18 protein-coding genes are annotated in these 20,108 nt (G+C 69.7%); 13 read left to right on the forward strand and 5 right to left on the reverse strand.

Annotated elements, in window-relative coordinates:
- On the forward strand, positions 1-1,722 hold the full coding sequence (locus AABN02_RS07705) for a dipeptide ABC transporter ATP-binding protein (RefSeq protein ID WP_338414340.1): 1,722 nt from the start codon (positions 1-3) through the stop codon (positions 1,720-1,722).
- 676 nt (positions 1,723-2,398) lie between these two features.
- Here the strand turns inward: AABN02_RS07705 and AABN02_RS07710 are convergent.
- From AABN02_RS07710 to add, 3 genes are read right to left on the reverse strand one after another with little or no spacing between them, the layout of a single operon-like run.
- A complete protein-coding gene (locus AABN02_RS07710) occupies positions 2,399-3,319 on the reverse strand; it encodes a pseudouridine-5'-phosphate glycosidase (protein WP_338414341.1) in 921 nt (306 codons plus the stop codon).
- 18 nt (positions 3,320-3,337) lie between these two features.
- Positions 3,338-4,291, reverse strand: coding sequence for a carbohydrate kinase family protein (locus AABN02_RS07715; RefSeq protein ID WP_338414342.1), 954 nt, complete (start codon positions 4,289-4,291; stop codon positions 3,338-3,340).
- Positions 4,288-5,319, reverse strand: coding sequence for an adenosine deaminase (gene add, locus AABN02_RS07720; protein ID WP_338414343.1), 1,032 nt, complete (start codon positions 5,317-5,319; stop codon positions 4,288-4,290). Before add ends, AABN02_RS07715 begins: the two co-directional genes overlap by 4 nt.
- 211 nt (positions 5,320-5,530) lie before the next feature.
- On the opposite strand from add, the gene AABN02_RS07725 reads away from it, so the two are divergent.
- The 12 genes from AABN02_RS07725 to AABN02_RS07780 all read left to right on the forward strand — a co-directional run bounded on the left by AABN02_RS07725 (position 5,531) and on the right by AABN02_RS07780 (position 17,927).
- Positions 5,531-6,502, forward strand: coding sequence for a BMP family ABC transporter substrate-binding protein (locus AABN02_RS07725; RefSeq protein WP_338414344.1), 972 nt, complete (start codon positions 5,531-5,533; stop codon positions 6,500-6,502).
- A 4-nt stretch (positions 6,503-6,506) separates the two neighbouring features.
- On the forward strand, positions 6,507-7,535 hold the full coding sequence (locus tag AABN02_RS07730) for a LacI family DNA-binding transcriptional regulator (protein WP_338414345.1): 1,029 nt from the start codon (positions 6,507-6,509) through the stop codon (positions 7,533-7,535).
- Positions 7,532-9,067 (forward strand): ABC transporter ATP-binding protein, encoded by a 1,536-nt coding sequence (locus tag AABN02_RS07735; RefSeq protein WP_338414346.1) that lies wholly within the window; start codon positions 7,532-7,534, stop codon positions 9,065-9,067. The genes AABN02_RS07730 and AABN02_RS07735 overlap by 4 nt, the downstream gene beginning before the upstream one ends.
- Complete coding sequence (locus AABN02_RS07740) at positions 9,064-10,179, forward strand: ABC transporter permease (protein ID WP_338414347.1); 1,116 nt, start codon at positions 9,064-9,066, stop codon at positions 10,177-10,179. Before AABN02_RS07735 ends, AABN02_RS07740 begins: the two co-directional genes overlap by 4 nt.
- Positions 10,172-11,101 (forward strand): ABC transporter permease, encoded by a 930-nt coding sequence (locus AABN02_RS07745; RefSeq protein WP_338414348.1) that lies wholly within the window; start codon positions 10,172-10,174, stop codon positions 11,099-11,101. The genes AABN02_RS07740 and AABN02_RS07745 overlap by 8 nt, the downstream gene beginning before the upstream one ends.
- Before the next feature lie 2 nt (positions 11,102-11,103).
- On the forward strand, positions 11,104-11,550 hold the full coding sequence (locus tag AABN02_RS07750; protein ID WP_338414349.1) for a cytidine deaminase: 447 nt from the start codon (positions 11,104-11,106) through the stop codon (positions 11,548-11,550).
- Between the two features lie 8 nt (positions 11,551-11,558).
- Positions 11,559-12,365: a purine-nucleoside phosphorylase gene (locus AABN02_RS07755; RefSeq protein ID WP_338414350.1), complete on the forward strand. Its 807-nt coding sequence runs from the start codon at positions 11,559-11,561 to the stop codon at positions 12,363-12,365.
- Positions 12,362-13,144 (forward strand): deoxyribose-phosphate aldolase, encoded by a 783-nt coding sequence (gene deoC, locus AABN02_RS07760; RefSeq protein ID WP_338414351.1) that lies wholly within the window; start codon positions 12,362-12,364, stop codon positions 13,142-13,144. The genes AABN02_RS07755 and deoC overlap by 4 nt, the downstream gene beginning before the upstream one ends.
- A gap of 535 nt (positions 13,145-13,679) precedes the next feature.
- Positions 13,680-15,014 (forward strand): thymidine phosphorylase, encoded by a 1,335-nt coding sequence (locus AABN02_RS07765; RefSeq protein WP_338414352.1) that lies wholly within the window; start codon positions 13,680-13,682, stop codon positions 15,012-15,014.
- A gap of 43 nt (positions 15,015-15,057) precedes the next feature.
- Positions 15,058-16,002 carry a carbohydrate kinase family protein gene (locus tag AABN02_RS07770; protein ID WP_338414353.1) on the forward strand — a complete coding sequence of 315 codons (945 nt, stop codon included), beginning with the start codon at positions 15,058-15,060 and terminating at the stop codon, positions 16,000-16,002.
- A gap of 16 nt (positions 16,003-16,018) precedes the next feature.
- Positions 16,019-16,963: a ribokinase gene (gene rbsK, locus AABN02_RS07775; RefSeq protein ID WP_338414354.1), complete on the forward strand. Its 945-nt coding sequence runs from the start codon at positions 16,019-16,021 to the stop codon at positions 16,961-16,963.
- Positions 16,964-16,976: 13 nt separating this feature from the next.
- A complete protein-coding gene (locus AABN02_RS07780) occupies positions 16,977-17,927 on the forward strand; it encodes a nucleoside hydrolase (protein ID WP_338414355.1) in 951 nt (316 codons plus the stop codon).
- A gap of 91 nt (positions 17,928-18,018) precedes the next feature.
- Here AABN02_RS07780 and AABN02_RS07785 read toward each other — a convergent pair whose 3' ends face one another.
- A complete protein-coding gene (locus AABN02_RS07785; protein ID WP_338414356.1) occupies positions 18,019-18,777 on the reverse strand; it encodes a hypothetical protein in 759 nt (252 codons plus the stop codon).
- A gap of 147 nt (positions 18,778-18,924) precedes the next feature.
- Positions 18,925-20,058 carry a ribonucleotide-diphosphate reductase subunit beta gene (locus AABN02_RS07790; RefSeq protein ID WP_338414357.1) on the reverse strand — a complete coding sequence of 378 codons (1,134 nt, stop codon included), beginning with the start codon at positions 20,056-20,058 and terminating at the stop codon, positions 18,925-18,927.
- Positions 20,059-20,108 lie beyond the last annotated feature (50 nt).

Raw genomic sequence — 20,108 nt, forward strand, 5'->3', positions numbered from 1 at the left:
ATGGCAACCCTGCTGCGCATCGAGGACCTGCGGGTCCGCTTCCGCCTCGGCCGCGCACACGGCCAGGCGCGGGCACAGACGCGCTGGGGCCGCGCCGTCGGCGACGACACCGGCGGCATCGGCTTCGACATCCCCGAGAACACCACGGTCGCGCTGGTCGGCGAGTCCGGCTCGGGCAAAAGCGTCACGGCGATGTCCATCGTCAACCTGCTGCCCGACAACGCCGAGCGCTCGGGGCGCATCCTCTTCGACGGCCGCGATCTGCTGCAGGCGTCCACCGCCGAGCTGCGCGCGCTGCGTGGCCGCGCCATCGCCTGCGTCTTCCAGGACCCGATGGGCTCGCTCAACCCGGTCTTCACCGTCGGCGCGCAGATCGCCGAGCCGCTGCGGCTGCACCTCGGCCTGGGTCGCCGCGCCGCGCTGGCCCGCGCGGAGGAACTGCTGGCCGAAGTCGGCCTGCCGGAGCCGAAGCGGCGCCTGTCGGCCTATCCGCACGAGCTGTCGGGCGGACAGCAGCAGCGCGTGATGATCGCGATGGCGCTGGCCTGCGAGCCGCGGCTGCTGATCGCCGACGAGCCGACCACGGCGCTGGATGTCACCGTGCAGCGCCAGATCCTCGAACTGCTCGCCCGCATCAAGACCGAGCGGCGCATGAGCATGCTGTTCATCAGCCATGACCTGGGCGTCGTGGGCGAGATCGCCGACGAGGTGGTGGTGATGCGCCACGGCCAGATCCGCGAGCGCGGTCCGGTCGCCGCGATCTTCACCGCGCCGCAGGATGCCTACACCCGCGCGCTGCTGGCCTGCCGCCCCCGACTGGACCACACGGCGCGGCGGCTGGTGGTGATCGACGCGCACATCGCCGGAGAAGCTGGGCAGACCGTCGCAGCGTCCGCGTCGCCGGCGGTGCCACGCGATGCCAGCGCCCCGGTGCTGATCGAGGCGCGCGGGCTGTGCAAGTCCTTCCCGATCCGCGAGGGGCTGTTCCGGCAGCGCGCGTTCAAGGCGGTGCAGGACGTCAGTTTCACGCTGCGGCGCGGACACACGCTGGGCGTGGTCGGCGAGTCCGGCTCGGGCAAGACGACGATGGGCCTGACGCTGCTGCGCCTGCACGAGGCCACCGCCGGCCAGGTGCTGTTCGATGGCCAGGACCTGTTCGCGCTGCAAGGCGCCGAGCGGCAGGCGCTGCGCCGGCGCATCCAGATCGTGTTCCAGAACCCCTACGCCTCGCTCAACCCGCGCTTCACCATCGGCCAGACGCTGCTGGAGCCGATGCAGATCCACGCCATCGGCACCGACGACCGCGAGCGCGAAGCCCGGGCGCTGGCACTGCTGGAGCGGGTCGGGCTGGACGCCACGGCGTTTGGCAAGTACCCGCACGAGTTCTCCGGCGGCCAGCGCCAGCGCATCGCCATCGCGCGGGCGCTGACGCTGTCGCCCGAGGTGCTGGTGCTCGACGAGGCGGTGTCGGCGCTGGACGTGTCGGTGCAGGCGCAGGTGTTGAACCTGCTGAAAGACCTGCAGGACCAGCTCGGACTGGCCTACGTCTTCATCAGCCACGACCTGGCGGTGGTGCGCTTCATGGCCGACGAGGTGCTGGTGATGAAGGACGGCTGCGTGGTCGAACGCGCCGATGCGCAGGCCCTGCTCGCCGCGCCGCGGGAGGACTACACGCGGCGGCTGCTGGGCGCCATTCCGCGGGGCTACACGGCACCGCAATAGCGACTCCATCCCCCCCCTGATTCGGGGATATGCAGCAAGACGCTCTTGCGAAGATCTCGACAACGAATCACCGCTGCCGAGCACTGCCATGAAACCTCGCTGGATCGACTGGCTGGCCGCCGCCGCCATTGCCTTCACCCTGAGCGCCGGGGCGGCCGCGACCGTGGCCGATGACGTTCCGCAGATCGCGCAGAGCCGCTGAAGCGGGCCCGAGCTGGAACCATGAAGTACCTGGCGTGCACTAGTGCGCAGGACCCCCGTTCCGCTTGCAACAGACCATCACAAGCCGTAGCAAGTCCGCTTAGGCTGAACACCTGGTCTGTTCACCCTCTCTCCTGGAGACTGCCATGAAGTTCCGCTGGTCCGAATGGCTCACCGCCACCGCCCTGGTCCTGGCGTTCAGCGCCTTTGCCGCCACAGAAGCCGCCGAGCAGTCGCTGGTCCGCGTCGAAGCCCAATGAATCACGGTTCGCTGCACCTGGTTTCTCCTTCGGAGATGACATTCCAGATGCACCGGTTCATCATCGAATCTTCTCGTGTGACTCCTCCTCAGAGAAGCCTTCGGGACTGAACGAAGTCCCCGGGGAGGCGGGCGATCCGGACTTTTGAGAGCGAGCCCCCGGAGCATCGTCCCGCCTCCCTTCTTTTTTGCCCGGCCGCTGCCGGCCGACCACGCTCAGACCGTGACCAGCGCCAGCGCCAAGGCCAGATCCGCCCCCACCTGTGCGTTGTACTTCACCAGCGCGATGTTGGTGACCAGACTGCGTCCTTCGGTCAGCTCCTTGATGCGCCCCAGCAGAAACGGCGTCACCGCCTTGCCGCTGACACCCCGCGCCGCAGCCTCGTACAGCGCCTGGCGCGTGATGGCCTCGATCTCGGCCGGCGGGATCTCGTCCGCCACCGGCACCGGGTTGCTGAACACCACGCCGCCGCCCAGCCCCAGCGCCCATTTCGTCCGCAGGAAGCGCGCCTGGTCGGCCGGCGCGTCGATGCGGAAATCGCAGAGCAATCCGCTGTCCCGGCTGTAGAAGGCCGCGAACCGGTCCTGTCCCACGCCGACCACCGGCACGCCGTAGGTCTCCAGATACTCCAGCGTCAGCGGCAGATCGAGCACCGACTTGGCCCCGGCGCAGACCACCGCCACCGGCGTGCGCGCCAGCTCCTGCAGATCGGCCGAGATGTCGAAACTCTCCGCCGCGCCACGGTGCACGCCACCAATGCCGCCGGTGACGAAGACCTCGATGCCCGCCCGCGCCGCACAGATCATCGTCGCCGCCACGGTCGTGGCCCCCACCCGGCCCATCGCCACGGCGTAGGGCAGGTCGCGCCGGCTGAGCTTCATCACGTCCGGGTCACGGCCAAGCTGTTCGAGCTGCGCGTCCGACAACCCGATGCAGACCTGCCCGCCCATCACGGCGATCGTCGCGGGCGTGGCGCCGCGGGCGCGGATGATGTCCTCGACCTCGCGGGCGGTCTCGACGTTCTGCGGCCAGGGCATGCCGTGGGCGATGATGGTCGATTCGAGGGCGACGATCGGGCGGCCGGCACTGCGGGCGGCCTGCACCTCGTCGGAATAGCGCATCAGGGGATCGGACATCGGCATTCCGGGTTCCTTTCAGGACGGGATCGGGGGAAGAGAAATCGGGTCGGAATCGGCGTCGCCATCCGGCAGGACGGTCGCCGCACTCTGCACGGTGCGCGCCGCGCGCGCCAGCGCCTGCACGCAGGTCGGCGACCAGCCCTGCGCGGCGACGTCGCCACGCCAGAGCCCGCGGCACAGCCCGGCGGCCAGCGCATCACCGGCCCCGGTCACATCGACCAGCGCCTCGGGCGAAACAGCCGGCGCGGCCAGGTGGATCAGTTCGCCCGCCGGCGTGGTGTGGCACAGCCCGGCCTCGCCGAGCGTGACGACCACGTCGTGCACACCGGCCGCCCGCAGACGGGCCACGCCATCGGCGAGCCGCTCGGTGCCGGCCCACGCGGCCAGTTCACCGCGGTTGAGCACCAGCAGCCGCACGCCCTGCAGACCGGCGGGCAGCCGCACCATCTTGGCTTCCGACACCGCGACGAGCACCAGCGGCGATGCCTCCGCCTGCGCCGCGGCCGCGACCAGCGCGGCCAGCGTCGCGGCCGGCAGGTTCAGGTCAGCCACCACCAGCGCAGCCGATCGACACCGGCCCGCGTGCCGCGCCAGCCAGTCCGGCGTGAGCTGCTCGCACAGGTCCATGTGGGCCAGCGCCACGTGCAGGCTGCCGTCCGGGTTCAGCACGGCGGTGTAGCTGCCGGTGAGCGCGTCGGCGACGACCTCGGCCGCGCTGGTGTCGATGCCGCAGCGGGCCGCGTCGTCCAGCAGCGCGCGGCCCGCGGCGTCCTGGCCCACGGCGGTCAGCAGCTGCACCGGCACGCCGCAGCGGGCGAGGTTTTCCGCGACATTGCGGGCGACGCCGCCCCAGGTTTCCCGCGCCGACACCGGGTTGGAGCTGCCCGGCCGCACCGGCGCCGCCACGCGCAGCTTGCGGTCCACATTGGCGCCGCCGAGGCAGACGACGGGATGTAGCGCCGGACTCATGCCGCAGCGATCTGCGCCAGTGCCGCGGCCTTGATGTCGTCCCCGAGGAAGGACGCCCGCACCGCATCGGCCTGCTGCGCCATCAGCGTGGCCGTCGACAGGCCCTGGTACGCCTGCAGCGCGGCCAGCTCGCCGCTGAGCGTCACGCGCGAGATGAGCCGGTTGTCGGTCGAGCAGGACAGGTTCAAGCCCGCCGCGGTCATCGCGCCAAACGGGTGCGTGGCGAGGCTGCGCGCCGCACCGGTGTGCACATTGCTGGACGGGCAGACCTCGAAATGCACACCCGCGGCACGCGCCTGCTCGACCCAGACCGGGTTGTCCATCACCCGCACACCATGGCCGATGCGGGTGACGCCGAGGCGGATGGTCTCGATGACGCGGTGGCCATCGTCGGCCTCGCCGGCGTGGCAGGTCAGGCCCAAGCCGGCGTCGTGCGCCAGGTGCAAGGCCTCGCGGTGCAGCGTCGCCGGAAATCCGCGTTCGGCACCGGCCAGATCGAAGCCGACCACCCCGCGGTCGGCGTAGCGTCCGGCCATGCGCGCCACCGCTGCCGTGCGCACCGGATCCTCCATGCGCATCGCGCAGACGATCATGCCGCAGGGCAAGGCACTGCGGGCCAGTCCCGCCAGCAGGGCCTCCAGCGCCGCTTCCGGGCGCAGGCCCAGCGAGGCGAACAGGCTCGGCGCCATGCGGAACTCGGCCAGCACGCAGCCATCGGCCAGCGCGTCCTCGGCCGCCTCGAAGGCCACGCGCTCGCAGGCTGCCGCACTGGCCATCGCGCCCACGGTCAGCGCGAAGCCGGCCAGATAGCGCTCCAGGCTGCCCGCGTGCGCGTTCGCGGCGAACCAGTCGCCCAGCGCGTCGGCCGTTTCGGCCGGCGGCGTGATCCCCCGGGCGCGGCACAGGTCGAGCAGCGTCTGCGGGCGCAGACCGCCGTCCAGGTGCTCGTGGAGCAGCACCTTCGGCCGCGCCACCCAGGCCGCGACATCGTCCGGTGGGCATGGGTTCTGCTTGTTGCTGGCTGACATGAACCGCCCCGGCTAGGGAAAACATGAATCGCCCACCGGAATCGGCGAACGTTAGGATGGTGCTGATCGAACGGGAGGCAAACGTTTGCGCGCCACCAGAACGCAGCATTTCACCCCATCCTGGCGATCAGCGTCAACACCGCGCCCGACGCGCCCTCCTGCAACACGCCTGCACCACGCCGCTTGCGGCACCACTTCAGCGAGACCTCCGATGAAGACCTTCCTCCGCCTTGCCACGCTGTCCTGCACCCTGGCCGCCGCCTTCGCCGCGCACGCCGATCCGGCCGTCATCTTCGACATGGGCGGCAAGTTCGACAAGTCCTTCAACGAGGCGGCCTACCGCGGCATGGAGCGCTGGAAGAAGGAAACCGGCAAGCCCTACCTCGAATTCGAGATCGCCAACGAGACCCAGCGCGAGCAGGCCATCCGCCGCATGGCCGAGCGTGGTGCCAGCCCGATCATCGGTATCGGCTTCGGCCAGGCATCGAGCATCGAGAAGATCGCCAAGGAGTTCCCGAAGCTCAAGTTCGCCATCATCGACATGGTGGTGGACGCCCCCAACGTGCAGTCGGTCGTGTTCAAGGAACATGAAGGCAGCTTCCTCGTCGGCATGATGGCGGCGCAGGCGAGCAAGACCGGCAAGGTCGGCTTCGTCGGCGGCATGGACATTCCGCTGATCCGCAAGTTCCAGTGCGGCTACGAGCAGGGCGCGAAGTACGCCAACCCCAAGGTCGAGACCTACGCCAACATGACCGGCACCACCGGCGCGGCCTGGAACGACCCGGCGCGTGGCGGCGAGCTGACCAAGGCGCAGTTCGCCAAGGGCGCGGACGTCGTCTTCGCGGCGGCGGGCGGCACCGGCATCGGCGTCTACCAGGCGGCCAAGGACGCGGGCAAGCTGGCCATCGGCGTCGACAGCAACCAGAACCACCTGCAGCCCGGCACGATGCTGACCTCGATGCTCAAGCGTGTGGACGTGGCCGTCTACAACGTGGCGAAGAACCACACGCCGGGCATCGCCTCGCTCGGTCTGGCCGAGGGCGGCGTGGACTACGCGATGGACGACAACAACGCCAAGCTGGTCACCGCCGACATGAAGGCCAAGATCGATGCCGCCAAGGCCGACATCGTCAACGGCAAGCTGAAAGTCATCGACTACATGGCCGCCAACGCCTGCAAGTGAGCCAGTGAGCCCGAGTCCCACCATCAAGGATGTCGCGGCCCGGGCGGGCGTGTCGTTCACGACCGTCTCGCATGTGCTCAACGGCACCCGCCGGGTGAGCGAGACCTCGCGCCAGCGGGTCGAGCGGGCGGTGTCCGAGATGGGGTATGTGCCCAGCGCGCTGGCGCGGGCGCTCAAGACCAGCGAGACCCATGTGCTGGGCGTGCTGGTGCCCAACATCACCAACCCCTTCTTCGCCGAGCTGACGCGCGGCGTGGAGGACGCAGCGCGCGGCCAGGGCTACTCGGTGTTCCTGTGCAACTGCGACGACGAGCCGGCGCGGCAGCTCGGCTATGTGCAGAGCCTGCTGGCGCGGCGCGTGGATGGGCTGCTGCTGGCGAACTCGGCCGCCGAAGCCTCCACGGTGGCGGACGCGCTGAAGCAGACCCCGGTGCCCACCGTGGTGGTGGAACGCGCCGTCGCCGGGCTGGACGCCGACCTCGTCCGCCTGGACAACGCCGGCGGCGCCCGGCTGGCGACCGCGCACCTGCTCGGCCTCGGCCACCGCCGCATCGCCTGTCTGGCCGGACCACTGGCCTTCGAGGTCAGCCGCGCCCGCGTGGCCGGCTGGCGCGAGGCGCTGGCTGCGGCGGGAATCACCCCGGCGCCGGGCTGGCTGGTCGAAGGCCCGTACAGCCCCGCACAGGGCCACGCCGCCACGCTCGGCCTGCTCGCCGACCACCCCGAGATCACGGCGATCTGCGCCGGCAACGACCTGCTCGGCATCGGCGCGCTGCGCGCAGCGGCCGAGCGCGGTGTCGCTGTGCCGGGGCAGCTCTCGGTGATCGGCTTCGACGGCATCGAGCTGGGCGGCTTTGTCCACCCCGGCCTGACCAGCGTCGGCCAGGACATCCGCAGCATCGGCGCCCGCGCCGCCGCGGTACTGATCGAGCGCATCCGCCGCGCCGCCACCCTCCCCCGCGGCCCGGCGCGCGAACTCGTGGTGACTCCCGCGCTGATCCTGCGCGAATCGACCGGACCCGTACCCGCATGACGCCCTCCCCCGCCATCGCCGTGCGCATGACCGGCATCGGCAAGCGCTTCGGCGCCGTCGCCGCCAACCAGAACGTGGACCTGGTGGTGCAGACCGGCTCGGTCCACGGCCTCGTCGGCGAGAACGGCGCCGGCAAGAGCACGCTGATGTCGATCCTCTACGGCTTCTACACCGCCGACGCCGGGTCGATCGAGGTCTTCGGCCAGCCCGCCACGATCCGCAACGCGCAGGACGCCATCGCCCGCGGCATCGGCATGGTCCACCAGCACTTCATGCTGGTCGACACGCTCAGCGCGCTGGACAACGTGATGCTGGGGGCCGAGCCGCACGCGCTGCTGCACAAGGCGGAAGGCCAGGTGCGCGAGCGGCTGCGTGACCTGATGCAGCGCACCGGCCTGCACGTGGACATCGACGCCCTCGTCGGCGATCTGCCGGTGGGCGACCAGCAGCGGCTGGAGATCCTGAAAGCGCTCTACCGCGGCGCGCGGGTGCTGATCCTCGACGAGCCGACCGCCGTGCTGACGCCGCAGGAGACGCTGCAGCTGTTCGAGGTGCTTGGTCGTCTGCGCGAGGCGGGTACGACGATCATCCTCATCACCCACAAGCTCAAGGAGGTGGTGCGGCTGTGCGACCGCGTCACCGTGATGCGCGCCGGGCAGGTGGTGCACGACTGCGAGATCGCCGACACCACGGTCGAGGCACTGGCCGAGGCAATGGTCGGGCGCAAGGTGGCGATGGGCCGGCAGGCGGACAGCGCGGTGACCCGCGGCGCGGCGCTGGTGCAGGCGCGCGGGCTGGGGCTGCGCGACAAGCAGGGCGTCGTGCGGCTGCGCGACTTCTCGCTGGACCTGCACGCGGGCGAGATCGTCGGCGTGGCGGGTGTGTCAGGCAACGGGCAGAGCGAGGTGCTGGAGCTGCTGTCCGGCCTGCACGCGGCCGACTCCGGCACGCTGCAGATCGGCGAACGTACCTTTGCACCGCCCAAGTGGCTCGACCCGCGCATTGCCCGCACCCTCGGCATCGCCCACGTGCCCGAGGACCGCTACGCCCGCGCGATGGTGATGGGCTTCGAGGCTTGGGAATCCGCCGTGCTCGGCTATGAAGGCTTGCCCGCCTACAGCCAGGGCGGCTGGTTGCGCCGGGCCGCGATGAAGCTGGCCACCGCACAGATGATGGAGAAATTCGACGTGCGCCCCCGGGATCCGCAACTGCTCAGCGGCAAGTTCTCCGGCGGCAACCAGCAGAAGCTGGTGCTGGCCCGCGAACTGGGACAGGCGCCGAAGATCCTGCTCGTCGGCCAGCCGACCCGTGGTGTGGACATCGGCGCGATCGAGTTCATCCACGGCCGGCTGCGCGCGATGCGGGACGCGGGCTGCGCGGTGCTGGTGGTGTCGAGCGAGCTGGACGAGATCCTGGCACTGGCCGACCGCGTGCTGGTGATGAACCAGGGGCGTGTCACCGGCGAGCTGCCGATCGCCGAGTGCACGGAGGCCCGACTGGGCATGCTGATGATCGAAGGAGCTGCCGCATGAGTGCGACTCAAGGTGCGACGGCGCCACTGCCGCGCTGGGCGGACGTGGCGCTGATGCCGGCCATCAACCTGCTGGTGGCGCTGGTCGCCGCGGGCGTGGTGGTGGCGCTGGTCGGGCAGAGTCCGTGGGAGGTGCTGTCGGTGCTGATCCACGGCGCGTTCGGCACGCCGCGCGGGCTGAGCTACACGCTGTACTACGCGACGACCTTCACCTTCACCGGGCTGGCGGTGGCGGTCGCCTTCCACGGCGGGCTGTTCAACATCGGCGGCGAGGGGCAGGCCATCCTCGGCGGGCTGGGCACCGGGCTGGTGGCGCTGTGGCTCGGGCCGCACTTGCCGGCGATCGTGGTGCTGCCGCTGATGCTGATCGGCGGGGCGCTGTTCGGCATGGTGTGGGCGGCGGTGCCGGCGTACCTGCAGGCGTACCGCGGCAGCCACGTCGTCATCACCACCATCATGTTCAACTTCCTCGCCAGCAGCCTGCTGGTCTACCTGCTGGTGAACACGCTCAAGCCGCCGGGGTCGATGTCGGTGGAGAGCAAGGCGTTTGCAGCGTCGGCCAAGCTGCCGGCCATGCACGATCTGCTGGGCGCGCTGGGCATCGAGTGGCCGTCGTCGCCGCTGAACCTGAGTGTGGTGCTGGCGCTGCTGGCGGCGGGCGCGGTCTACCTGTTCCTGTGGCGCAGCCAGGCGGGGTACCGGCTGCGGGCGGTCGGCTCCAGCGAAGGAGCGGCCGCCTATGCCGGAATCGAGCCGAAGCACCAGGTGCTGATCGCGATGGGCCTGTCGGGCGCGCTGGCCGGGCTGGTCGGCATGAACGAGATCGCGGGCGTGGCCGGGCGGCTGCAGCTCGACTTCGTCGGCGGCGCGGGCTTCACCGGCATCGCGGTGGCGCTGATGGGCCGCAACCACCCGGTCGGCATCCTGCTGGCAAGCCTGCTGTTCGGCGCGCTGTTCCAGGGCGGCGCCGAGGTGGCGTTCGAGGTCTCGGGCTTCAGCCGCGACATGGTGGTGACGCTGCAGGGCTTCATCGTGCTGTTCTCGGGCGCGATGGCGTATGTGATCGCGCCGCGGGTGGCGCGGCTGCTGTTCAAGGGAGCCGCCCATGGATGAGGCACTGATCGGGGCGCTGGTGGCCTCCACGCTGCGGGTGGCCACTCCGCTGATCCTGTGCGCGCTGGCCGGGCTGCTGTCCGAGCGCTCGGGCGTGATCGACATCGGGCTGGAGGGCAAGATGCTCTTCGCCGCCTTTGCAGCCGGCACGGTGGGCGTGTGGAGCGGCTCGACCGCCGTTGCGCTGCTCGCGGCGATGGGGGTCGCGGTCGTGCTGTCGTGGCTGCACGGGCTGGCCTGTGTCAGCCACCAGGGCGACCAGGTGGTGTCGGGGGTGGCCATCAACATCATCGCCGCCGGGCTGACCGCCGTGCTCGGCATCGCGTGGTTCAAGCAAGGGGGACAGACACCACCCGTCAGCGACGCGGTGCGCATCCAGGCGGTGTTCCCGTCGATGGCGGACTCGGCGCTGTTCGGCCACAACGCGCTGGTCTACCTGTCGCTCGCGCTGGTGCCGGTCGTGTGGTGGGGCGTGTACCGCACGCGGTTTGGTCTGCGCCTGCGCGCGGTCGGCGAAAACCCGGCGATGGTGGACGCGGCCGGCGTGTCGGTGACGCGACTGCGCTATGCGGCGCTGACGCTGAACGGGATGCTCTGCGGGCTGGCCGGCGCCTACCTCGTGCTGGCGCAGAACGCCTCCTTCGTGCCGAACATGACGGCAGGACGCGGCTTCATGGCGCTGGCCGCGATGATCTTCGGGCAGTGGCACCCGGTGAAGGCGCTGTGGGCCTGCCTGCTGTTCGGCGCGCTGGACGCGATCGCGATCCGCCTGCAAGGGGTGAGCCTGCCGATGGTCGGCGAGGTGCCGGTGCAGGCAGTGCAGGCACTGCCGTATCTGCTGACCGTCGTGCTGCTGGCGGGGTTCATCGGCAAGTCGGTGGCGCCGCGGGCGCTGGGGCAGGCGTATCTGAAGGAGCGTTGAGCATGGCGCAGAACAAGTTAAACCTGCTGGAACTGAACGACTTCCCGTGGAACGCGCTGATGGACGCCGCCCGCACCGCGCGTCTGCAGGCCCACGCGCCCTACTCGCGCTTCCTGGTCGGCGCAGCGGTACTCGACGAGCACGGCCGGCTGCATGCGGGCTGCAACGTCGAGAACGCCGCTTATCCACAGGGCGTCTGCGCCGAGGCGGGTGCGCTGTCGGCGATGGTGCTGGCGGGTGGGCGGCGGCTGCGGGCGGTGGTCGTGCTGGGCGACGCGGGTGGCGCGCTGGTGACGCCGTGCGGCGGCTGTCGGCAGAAGCTGCGCGAGTTCGGCGCGGCGGACCTGCCGATCCTGATCGCCGATCCACAACGCGCACTGGCCCGGTTCACGCTGGATGAGCTGCTGCCGCACAGCTTCGGCCCGGACCATCTTTCCCTGCATCCGTGACCCTTGACATGACCGACACCGCCCTCGACCGACTCCGCGCCCGCTGCGCCGACCAGCCGCCCCGCATCGCCGTCGTGCTCGGCTCCGGCTGGGGCGGGCTGACCACGCGGCTGCAGGACGCCGAGCGCATCCCCTATGCCGAGCTGCCCGGTTTCCCCGTCTCGACGGTGGCGGGCCACGACGGCGCGCTGTGGCTCGGCCGGCTCGGGGCGCACCGGCTCGCGGTGATGAGCGGGCGCAAGCATGTCTACGAGACGGGCGAGGCGGATGGCATGAAGACCCCGCTGCGCACGCTGCGGGCGCTGGGCTGCGAGGTACTGGTGCAGACCAACGCGGCCGGCAGCCTGCGCCCTGTGATGCCGCCCGGCAGCCTGATGGCGATCAGCGACCACCTGAACCTGTCGCAGCGCTCGCCGCTGGTCGGCGAAGCGGGCTCGGAGCGCTTCGTCAGCATGGTCGATGCCTACGACCCCGCGCTGCGCCAGCACGCCCAGACCGTCGCGCAATCGCTAGGCACGCCGCTGCACGAAGGGGTGTTCGCCTGGTTCCTCGGGCCGCAGTTCGAGACGCCGGCCGAGATCCGCATGGTGCAGGGCTTCGGCGCCGACGCGGTCGGCATGAGCACCGTGCCCGAAACGATCATTGCCCGCCACGCCGGGATGCGCGTGCTGGCGCTGTCGCTGCTGACGAACATGGCCGCCGGCTTGTCCAACGAGCAGCTCAGCCACGCGCACACGCTGGCGCAAGCGCAGGCCGCCGCAGACACGGCGGGCGATCTGCTGGCCGCCATACTTTCCACACTGCCGCTGGTATGACCACCATGACTCCCATCGAAGCCGCCCGCCTGTCACTGGCCTGTCTCGACCTGACCAGCCTCAACGACGCCGACACCGAAGCTGACATCGCTCGCCTGTGCGAACGCGCGCAGGCACCGATCGGGCCGGTCGCCGCCGTGTGCGTCTGGCCGCGACTGGCGGCGTTCGCGCGGGCGCAGTTGCCGGCGCACATCGGCGTGGCGGCGGTCGCCAACTTTCCGGACGGCAGCACGGACGTGGAACGCGCCGTGCGGGACACCAGCGAGATCGTGCAGGCGGGCGCGCAGGAGGTGGACGTGGTGCTGCCGTGGCGGGCGCTGCAGGCCGGTGACGAGGCGGCGGTCGCGGCCGTGCTGCGCGGCGTGCGGCAGGCGTGCGAGGGACTGACGCTGAAGGTGATCCTCGAGTCGGGCGAACTCGGCGCGGCCGGCGACACGGTCCTGATCACCCGCGCCAGCCGGATCGCACTGGCCGAAGGCGCCGACTTCCTCAAGACCAGCACCGGCAAGACCACCCGCCACGCCAGCCTGAGCGCCGCCGAGGCGATGCTGGCCGCCATCGCCAGCGATGCACAGGCAAGCGGGCGCGTCGGGCTGAAGCCGTCGGGCGGGCTGCGCACGGTGGCGGACGTGCAGCCGTATCTGGCGCTGGTGGCGCAGCACCTGGGCGCCGGAGCGCTGAATCCGAAGCGGTTCCGGATCGGGGCGAGCAGCTTGTATGCGGACATTGAGGCGATCCTCACAGGCGACAGCCTCGCTCCAACCGCCGGAGCGTATTGACATGGTCGCTTTCCCCACATCCGGCAGCCAAGGCTGGCTCTCGGCGCTGATTCAGCAGACAGCGTCTGACAAATCACCAGAATATACCGAAAGTTCCACTCTCGATAAATTTCAACTATGAAGACAGAGCCCATTAAACAAGCCGAAGACGCTTTGACCGATGAAAAGTTTCTTAAGCATATTCTCCACATTGAATCAAAAGATGTAACATTGAAATTCTTATTTGATTATGTAAAGAACTACGCAACATGCGGGGCTTTATTATGGATCTCAATAAAAATATTATCATCCACCTCCAATTGTATAGGCATACCAGGATTCATTGACTGCACCTGGATGCTTTTGGCTGGTGGATCGCTACTAGCGGCATCATTTGTCCTATTTGCACTTAATCTCATGCAGGGATTAATTGCCACCCTAAAATTACAAAATCCGAACAAAATTAACAAATATATACACACAGTAATCCATTTTATTGTGTGCCTCGCGGCTCTAAGGTTCGTACTCACCACTATTTGATCGTCATGGAATGGTGATGCACGCAATCCCTCCAGAAATCATCCGCCTCAAACGCGACGGCCACACCCTCGCCACCGCGCAGATCGACGCCTTCGTCGACGGCCTCGTCACCGGCGGCTGGAGCGACGCGCAAGCGGCCGCGCTGGCGATGGCAGTCGTGCTGCGCGGCATGGACCCGGCGGAAACCGTCGCACTGACGCAGGCGATGACCCGCAGCGGCGACGTGCTGCGCTGGGACGATCTCGGCGACCACCCGCCGATCGTGGACAAGCACTCGACCGGCGGCGTCGGCGACAAGGTGAGCCTGATGCTGGCGCCGATCGTGGCGGCCTGCGGCGGCTGGGTGCCGATGGTGTCGGGGCGCGGGCTCGGGCACACGGGCGGCACGCTGGACAAGCTGGAGAGCCTGCCCGGCTACCGCACGCAGCTCGCGCGGGACGAACTCATCGCCACGCTGCGCTCGGCCGGCTGCGCCATCGTCGGGGCCTCGGGCAGCGTGGCGCCCGCCGACCGGCGGCTCTACGCGATCCGCGACGTGACCGCGACGGTCGAATCCACCGCGCTGATCACCGCCAGCATCCTGTCCAAGAAACTCGCCGCCGGGCTGCAGGCGCTGGTGATGGACGTGAAGACCGGCGACGGCGCTTTTGCCTCGACACCCGAACACGCCCGCGAACTGGCGCTCAGCCTCGTGCGCGTGGCGGAGGGCGCGGGGCTGCCGACGCGGGCGGTCATCACCGACATGAACCAGGTGCTCGGCCACACCGCCGGCAACGCGCTGGAGGTGCAGGAGGCACTCGACTACCTGCGCGGCACGCGGCGCGACGTGCGGCTGCACACGCTGACCCGCACGCTCTGCGCCGAGTTGCTGGTGCTGGGCGGACTGACCGGCGACACGGCCGATGCCGAGGCCAGGGTGGACCGCGCGCTGCACAGCGGCGAGGCGTTGGAACGCTTCGAGCGCATGGTCCATGCCCAGGGTGGCCCGGCCGATGTCGGCACACGCGGTCGGCTGCCGCGGGCGCCGGTGCAGCGGGTCGTGCCGGCGCTGCACGCGGGCTGGGTGCAGTCGATGGCGGTGCGCGAACTCGGCGTGCTGGTCGTGACGCTTGGCGGCGGGCGGCGCACCGCCGGGGACACGATCGACCCGCGGGTCGGGCTGAGCGAGGTGTGCCAGCTCGGCGACCGGCGCGAGGCGGGCGAGCCGCTGGCCATGGTCCACGCCGACAACGAAGCCGCGGCCGACGAGGCGGTGGCGCAGGTGCAGCGCCTCATCACGCTGGGCGAGGCACCGCTGCCGCAACGACCGGTGGTTTTCGAGGTGTTGCACCGCGGCTCGGTGCCGGAGTGACTGGGGTATTCTCGCCGCCGCCCGTCACTGATCCCCCACGCCCATGACCACCCGCGCCGCCATCGCCGCCTCCATCGCCTACGACACCATCATGGTGTTCGAGGGCCAGTTCACCGACCACATCCTCCCGGACCAGATCCACAAGATCAACCTGTCCTTCCTGTCGCCGAAGATGCGCCGCGAGTACGGCGGCTGCGCCGGCAACATCGCCTACAACTACGCGCTGCTCGGCGGCGAGGCGGTGCCGATGGGCATGGTCGGCGACGACTTCGGCCCCTACCGCGACCACAACCTGCGCACCGGCGTGGACCAGAGCTGCATCGTGACGGCAGCGGACGCCTACACCGCGCAGTGCTTCATCGTCACCGACCTGTCGAACAACCAGCTCGCCGGCTTCCACCCCGGCGCGATGGGCCGCTCGGCCGAGATCCCGCTGGCACAGGCCGGCGCGGTCACCTGCGGCATCGTCGGACCGGACGCGCCGGACGCGATGGTGCTGCACACCCGCGAGATGGCCGAAGCCGGCCTTCCCTTCGTGCTCGATCCGGGCCAGAACATCCTGCTGTTCAGCGGTGAACAACTGCTGGCCATGATCGACCAGGCGCCGGTGCTGGTCTGCAACGACTACGAGGTCGAGCTGATCTGCGACAAGACTGGCCTGACGCTGGCCGCACTGGCCGAGCGCGTCGAGACGCTCATCGTCACCCGCGGCGGTGAAGGCTCCAATGTCTACCAGCGCGGCGAGGTCCATGCAGTCGCCCCGGTGCCGGCCACCGAGGTGAAAGACCCGACCGGCTGCGGCGACGCCTACCGCGCCGGCCTGCTGCTCGCCTTGGCCGAAGGCAAGCCGCTGCTGCAGGGCGCGCAGCTCGGCAGCGTGCTCGGCTCGATGAAGATCGCCGTCCAGGGCTGCCAGAACCACCGCCCGAGCCGCGCCGAGATCCGCGCGCAGTTCGAGCAGCACTACGGCCCCTGGCCCTTCGCCTGACCCGGAAAGCTCCGCCATGCCCGCATCCCCCACCGCTGCCACAGTCGCCGCGGTTGCCGTCATCGGCAGCCTGAACATGGACCTGCGGGTGCAGACCCCGCGCCTGCCCGCCCCGGGCGAGACGCTGATCGGCACCGGCTTCAGCACCGACAGCGGCGGCAAGGGCGCCAACCAGGCGGTGGCGGCGGCGCGGATGGGTGCGGCGGTGGCGATGCTTGGCCGCGTCGGGCGGGATGCGCATGGCGCGGCACTGACGCAGGCGCTGCAAGCCGATGGCATCGACACCTCGGCGGTGGGTGCGGACACCGAGGCGCCCACCGGCACGGCCATCATCGTGCTGATGCCCGACGGCGAGAACAGCATCATCGTCATCCCCGGCGCCAACCACCGCTACACCTCCGCGCACGTCGTGGACAGCGCCGACGTACTCCGAAATGCCAAGGTCGCCGTCGCGCAGCTCGAATGCCCGCTCGACACGGTGCGTGCCGCGCTGACGCTGGCGCATGGCGCGGGCGTCTGCACGGTGCTCAACGCCGCGCCCGCGCAGCCGCTCAATGACGCGCTGCTGGCCGCCGTGGACTGGCTCGTCGTCAACGAGATCGAAGCAGAGATGCTCACCGGCCTGCCCACCGACACCCCCGCGCAGATCGAAGCCGCCGCGCACGCCTTGCGCCAGCGTGGCCCGTCGCAGGTGGTGGTGACGCTCGGCTCGGCCGGCCTGCTGCACGTCGGCCCGAACGGCGCGCTCGCCCTGCCCGCGCCGCGCGTCACCGCCGTGGACACGACCGGCGCGGGCGACACCTTCGTCGGCGCACTGGCCACGGGATTGGCCGAGGGCTTGCCGATCCCCGCCACGCTGATCCGCGCCCAAGTTGCCGCCGCGCTGGCCGTGACCCGGCTCGGCACGCAGTCCGCCATGCCCACCCGCGCGGAAGTCGACGCCTTCGCGCCCGCTGCCTGACCCCGAGGTTCCCATGACCACCAAGATCCTCTTCGACACCGATCCTGGTATCGACGACGCGATGGCGCTGTACCTGCTCGCCCGCGACCCGCGCGCCGAGCTGGTCGGCATCACCACCGTCTTCGGCAACGCCTCGGTCGACACCACGACCCGCAACGCACTGTCGCTGCGCGAACGCTTCGGCATCCACCACGTGCCGGTGGCGCGCGGCGCGGCGCGGGCGATCGTGAAACCGTCCAGCGGGTACGCCGACTTCGTGCATGGCCAGGACGGGCTGGGCGATGTCGGCACCGCGCCGGCCGACAACGACACGCTCGACGGCCGCGCCGCCGCGCTGTTCATCATCGAGATGGCGCGCCGGTATTCGGGCGAGCTGGTGCTGGTGCCGGTCGGGCCGCTGACCAACATCGCGCACGCGCTGCAGCTCGATCCGGACCTGCCGCGCCATGTGCGCAGCGTGGTGCTGATGGGCGGCGCCTTCGGCACGCTCGGCCACGGCGGCAACATGTCCCCGGTGGCGGAGGCCAACATCCACGGCGATCCGCACGCCGCCGACCTCGTCGCCACCGCCGACTGGCCAGTGACCTTCGTCGGCCTGGACGTGACGCACCAGGTGCGCATGGACACGGCCTACCTCGACGAGATCGGCCGCGAGGGCGGTGCGCACGGCCGCTACCTGCGCGACATCACGCGCTTCTACGAGCGCTTCTACACGCCACGCACCGGCGGCGGCATCTACAGCCACGACGCCAGCGCGGTGGCCTGCGCACTCGACCCGGGCCTCTTCACGCTGCGCCACGGCCCGGTGCGTGTTGTCACCGACGGCATCGCCACCGGCCAGACCATCCAGCGCCTGCCGGGCCGGCCCGATCCCTCGTCGCACTGGGACGGCCTGCGCGACCAGGCGGTGTGCGTGGACGTGGACAGCGCGCGCGTGCTGCGGGAGTACCGGGCGCTGTTCTGAACTGACCCGATCCGGATCGGACCCGCCATGAAAAAAGCCCGGCAGATACCGGGCTTTCGGGTCATCGACGCCGAGGCGCCGACGGGGTCACTCAGGGCTTTTCGCCCGTGGGGAAGGGCCAGGCGGCCTGCGGGCTGAGCGTGGTCTTGGCGGTCGAGGACGACGCCGAAGCCGGCACGGCCTTCTTGGCGATCTTCTTCGCAGCCGGCTTGGCAGCAGCGACTTCCTTGACGGCAGCCGCAGCCTTCTTCGGCGCAGCAGCCTTCTTGGCCGGCTTGGCGGCCGGCGCGGGGGCAGGTGCTTCCACAGGCGCGGGCGCAGGTGCGGCGACCGGGGCAGCCACGGCGGCCTTCTTGGCAGCAGGCTTCTTCGCGGCAGCCTTCTTGGCCGGGGCCGGGGCCTCGACCGGTGCGGGTGCTGGCGCAGGGGCGGGAGCCGCCACTGCAGCGACCGGCGCAGCCTTCTTCTTCGCGACAGCCTTCTTCGGCGCAGCGGCAGGAGCAGGAGCAGCCACCGGCGCAGCGGCGACCGGCGCCGGAACGGGTGCAGCCACGGCAGCCGCCTTCTTGGCCGGGGCCTTCTTGGCAGCCGCCTTCTTGGCCGGTGCAGCGGGTGCAGCGACCGGGGCCGGCGCCGGCGCCGGGGCAGCAGCCACCGGAGCGGCCGCCTTCTTCGGCGCAGCGGCCTTCTTCACAGGCGCCGCAGCAGGTGCCGGAGCCGGCGCAGCCGCCACCACGACTTCAACCGGCGCAGCGGCCTTGGCAGCCTTTTTCGCGGGCTTGGCAGCAGGGGTTGCGGCCGGTGTTGCCGCGACAGCCTTGGGGGCCGCAGCCGTCTTCTTCGATGCCATCACAGTTCTCCTAGATGAGGTTGACACAACACACCCGGGCGCCGGACAAGGCCCCGGATGATCCTTGATCGGCCAGACGGTCTGCAGGAGACCTTCGGCGACCTTGAATGCAGGGAGCGGTCGGGCTGCACGGGATGGTGGTGTTCATCAATCCCAGGACAGCGCGCCGCCGGTTTGGTACTCGATCACGCGGGTCTCGAAGAAGTTGCGTTCCTTCTTCAGATCGATCATCTCGCTCATCCACGGGAAGGGGTTTTCCTCTCCGGGGAACAGCTCGTCGAGACCGATCTGCACCGCGCGCCGGTTGGCGATGTAGCGCAGGTAGCCCTTGAACATCGCCGCGTTCATGCCCAGCACGCCGCGGGGCATGGTGTCCTCCGCGTAGGCGTATTCCAGATCGACCGCCTTGCGGAACAGCGCATTGATCTCGGCCTTGAACTCCGCGGTCCACAGGTGCGGGTTCTCCAGCTTCAGCGCGTTGATCAGGTCGATGCCGAAGTTGCAGTGCATCGACTCGTCGCGCAGGATGTACTGGTACTGCTCGGCAGCGCCCGTCATCTTGTTCTGGCGGCCCAGCGCCAGGATCTGCGTGAAGCCGACGTAGAAGAACAGCCCTTCCATCAGGCACGCGAACACGATCAGCGACTTCAGCAGCGTCTGGTCGGTCTCGGGCGTGCCGGTCTTGAACAGCGGGTCCATGATCGCCTCGATGAAGGGGATCAGGAACTCGTCCTTGTCGCGGATCGACTGGACTTCGTTGTAGGCGTTGAAGATCTCGCTCTCGTCCAGGCCCAGCGACTCGACGATGTACTGGTAGGCGTGGGTGTGGATTGCCTCTTCGAAGGCCTGGCGCAACAGGAACTGCCTGCACTCGGGCGCCGTGATGTGGCGGTAGGTGCCCAACACGATGTTGTTGGCGGCCAGCGAGTCGGCGGTGACGAAGAAACCGAGGTTGCGCTTGACGATGCGGCGCTCGTCTTCGGTCAGGCCGTTCGGATCCTTCCAGAGCGCGATGTCGCGGCTCATGTTCACTTCCTGCGGCATCCAGTGGTTGGCGCAGGTGGCGAGGTACTTGTCCCAGGCCCACTTGTACTTGAAGGGAACCAGCTGATTGACGTCGGTCTTCGCGTTGATGATGCGCTTGTCGGCGGCGTTGACGCGGCGCTCGCTCGCGCCGCGCACCGCCGTCCAAGCTGCTTCCGATGCGGCGTGTGCGCCGTTCGGTTCAGTGAAATTCGAGGGGGTGGGCGTGGAACGCGGGGTGTCTTCCCAGACCAGCATGTCTGACTTCCTAGTGGGGGTGAATTATCGGAATGTTGTGTCCAAACACC

The organism is uncultured Sphaerotilus sp. (assembly GCF_963924895.1).
Lineage (GTDB): Bacteria > Pseudomonadota > Gammaproteobacteria > Burkholderiales > Burkholderiaceae_C > Sphaerotilus.

Bases quoted from the DNA above. Each gene is read 5' to 3' on its own strand.
- add (WP_338414343.1), bottom strand. From the start codon at position 5,319: ATGTCAGCCAGCAACAAGCAGAACCCATGCCCACCGGACGATGTCGCG.
- AABN02_RS07770 (WP_338414353.1), top strand. From the start codon at position 15,058: ATGACCACCCGCGCCGCCATCGCCGCCTCCATCGCCTACGACACCATC.
- AABN02_RS07785 (WP_338414356.1), bottom strand. From the start codon at position 18,777: ATGGCATCGAAGAAGACGGCTGCGGCCCCCAAGGCTGTCGCGGCAACA.
- AABN02_RS07780 (WP_338414355.1), top strand. From the start codon at position 16,977: ATGACCACCAAGATCCTCTTCGACACCGATCCTGGTATCGACGACGCG.
- AABN02_RS07705 (WP_338414340.1), top strand. From the start codon at position 1: ATGGCAACCCTGCTGCGCATCGAGGACCTGCGGGTCCGCTTCCGCCTC.
- AABN02_RS07755 (WP_338414350.1), top strand. From the start codon at position 11,559: ATGACCGACACCGCCCTCGACCGACTCCGCGCCCGCTGCGCCGACCAG.
- AABN02_RS07765 (WP_338414352.1), top strand. From the start codon at position 13,680: ATGCACGCAATCCCTCCAGAAATCATCCGCCTCAAACGCGACGGCCAC.
- rbsK (WP_338414354.1), top strand. From the start codon at position 16,019: ATGCCCGCATCCCCCACCGCTGCCACAGTCGCCGCGGTTGCCGTCATC.
- deoC (WP_338414351.1), top strand. From the start codon at position 12,362: ATGACCACCATGACTCCCATCGAAGCCGCCCGCCTGTCACTGGCCTGT.
- AABN02_RS07740 (WP_338414347.1), top strand. From the start codon at position 9,064: ATGAGTGCGACTCAAGGTGCGACGGCGCCACTGCCGCGCTGGGCGGAC.
- AABN02_RS07715 (WP_338414342.1), bottom strand. From the start codon at position 4,291: ATGAGTCCGGCGCTACATCCCGTCGTCTGCCTCGGCGGCGCCAATGTG.
- AABN02_RS07790 (WP_338414357.1), bottom strand. From the start codon at position 20,058: ATGCTGGTCTGGGAAGACACCCCGCGTTCCACGCCCACCCCCTCGAAT.
- AABN02_RS07735 (WP_338414346.1), top strand. From the start codon at position 7,532: ATGACGCCCTCCCCCGCCATCGCCGTGCGCATGACCGGCATCGGCAAG.
- AABN02_RS07750 (WP_338414349.1), top strand. From the start codon at position 11,104: ATGGCGCAGAACAAGTTAAACCTGCTGGAACTGAACGACTTCCCGTGG.
- AABN02_RS07710 (WP_338414341.1), bottom strand. From the start codon at position 3,319: ATGTCCGATCCCCTGATGCGCTATTCCGACGAGGTGCAGGCCGCCCGC.
- AABN02_RS07745 (WP_338414348.1), top strand. From the start codon at position 10,172: ATGGATGAGGCACTGATCGGGGCGCTGGTGGCCTCCACGCTGCGGGTG.
- AABN02_RS07725 (WP_338414344.1), top strand. From the start codon at position 5,531: ATGAAGACCTTCCTCCGCCTTGCCACGCTGTCCTGCACCCTGGCCGCC.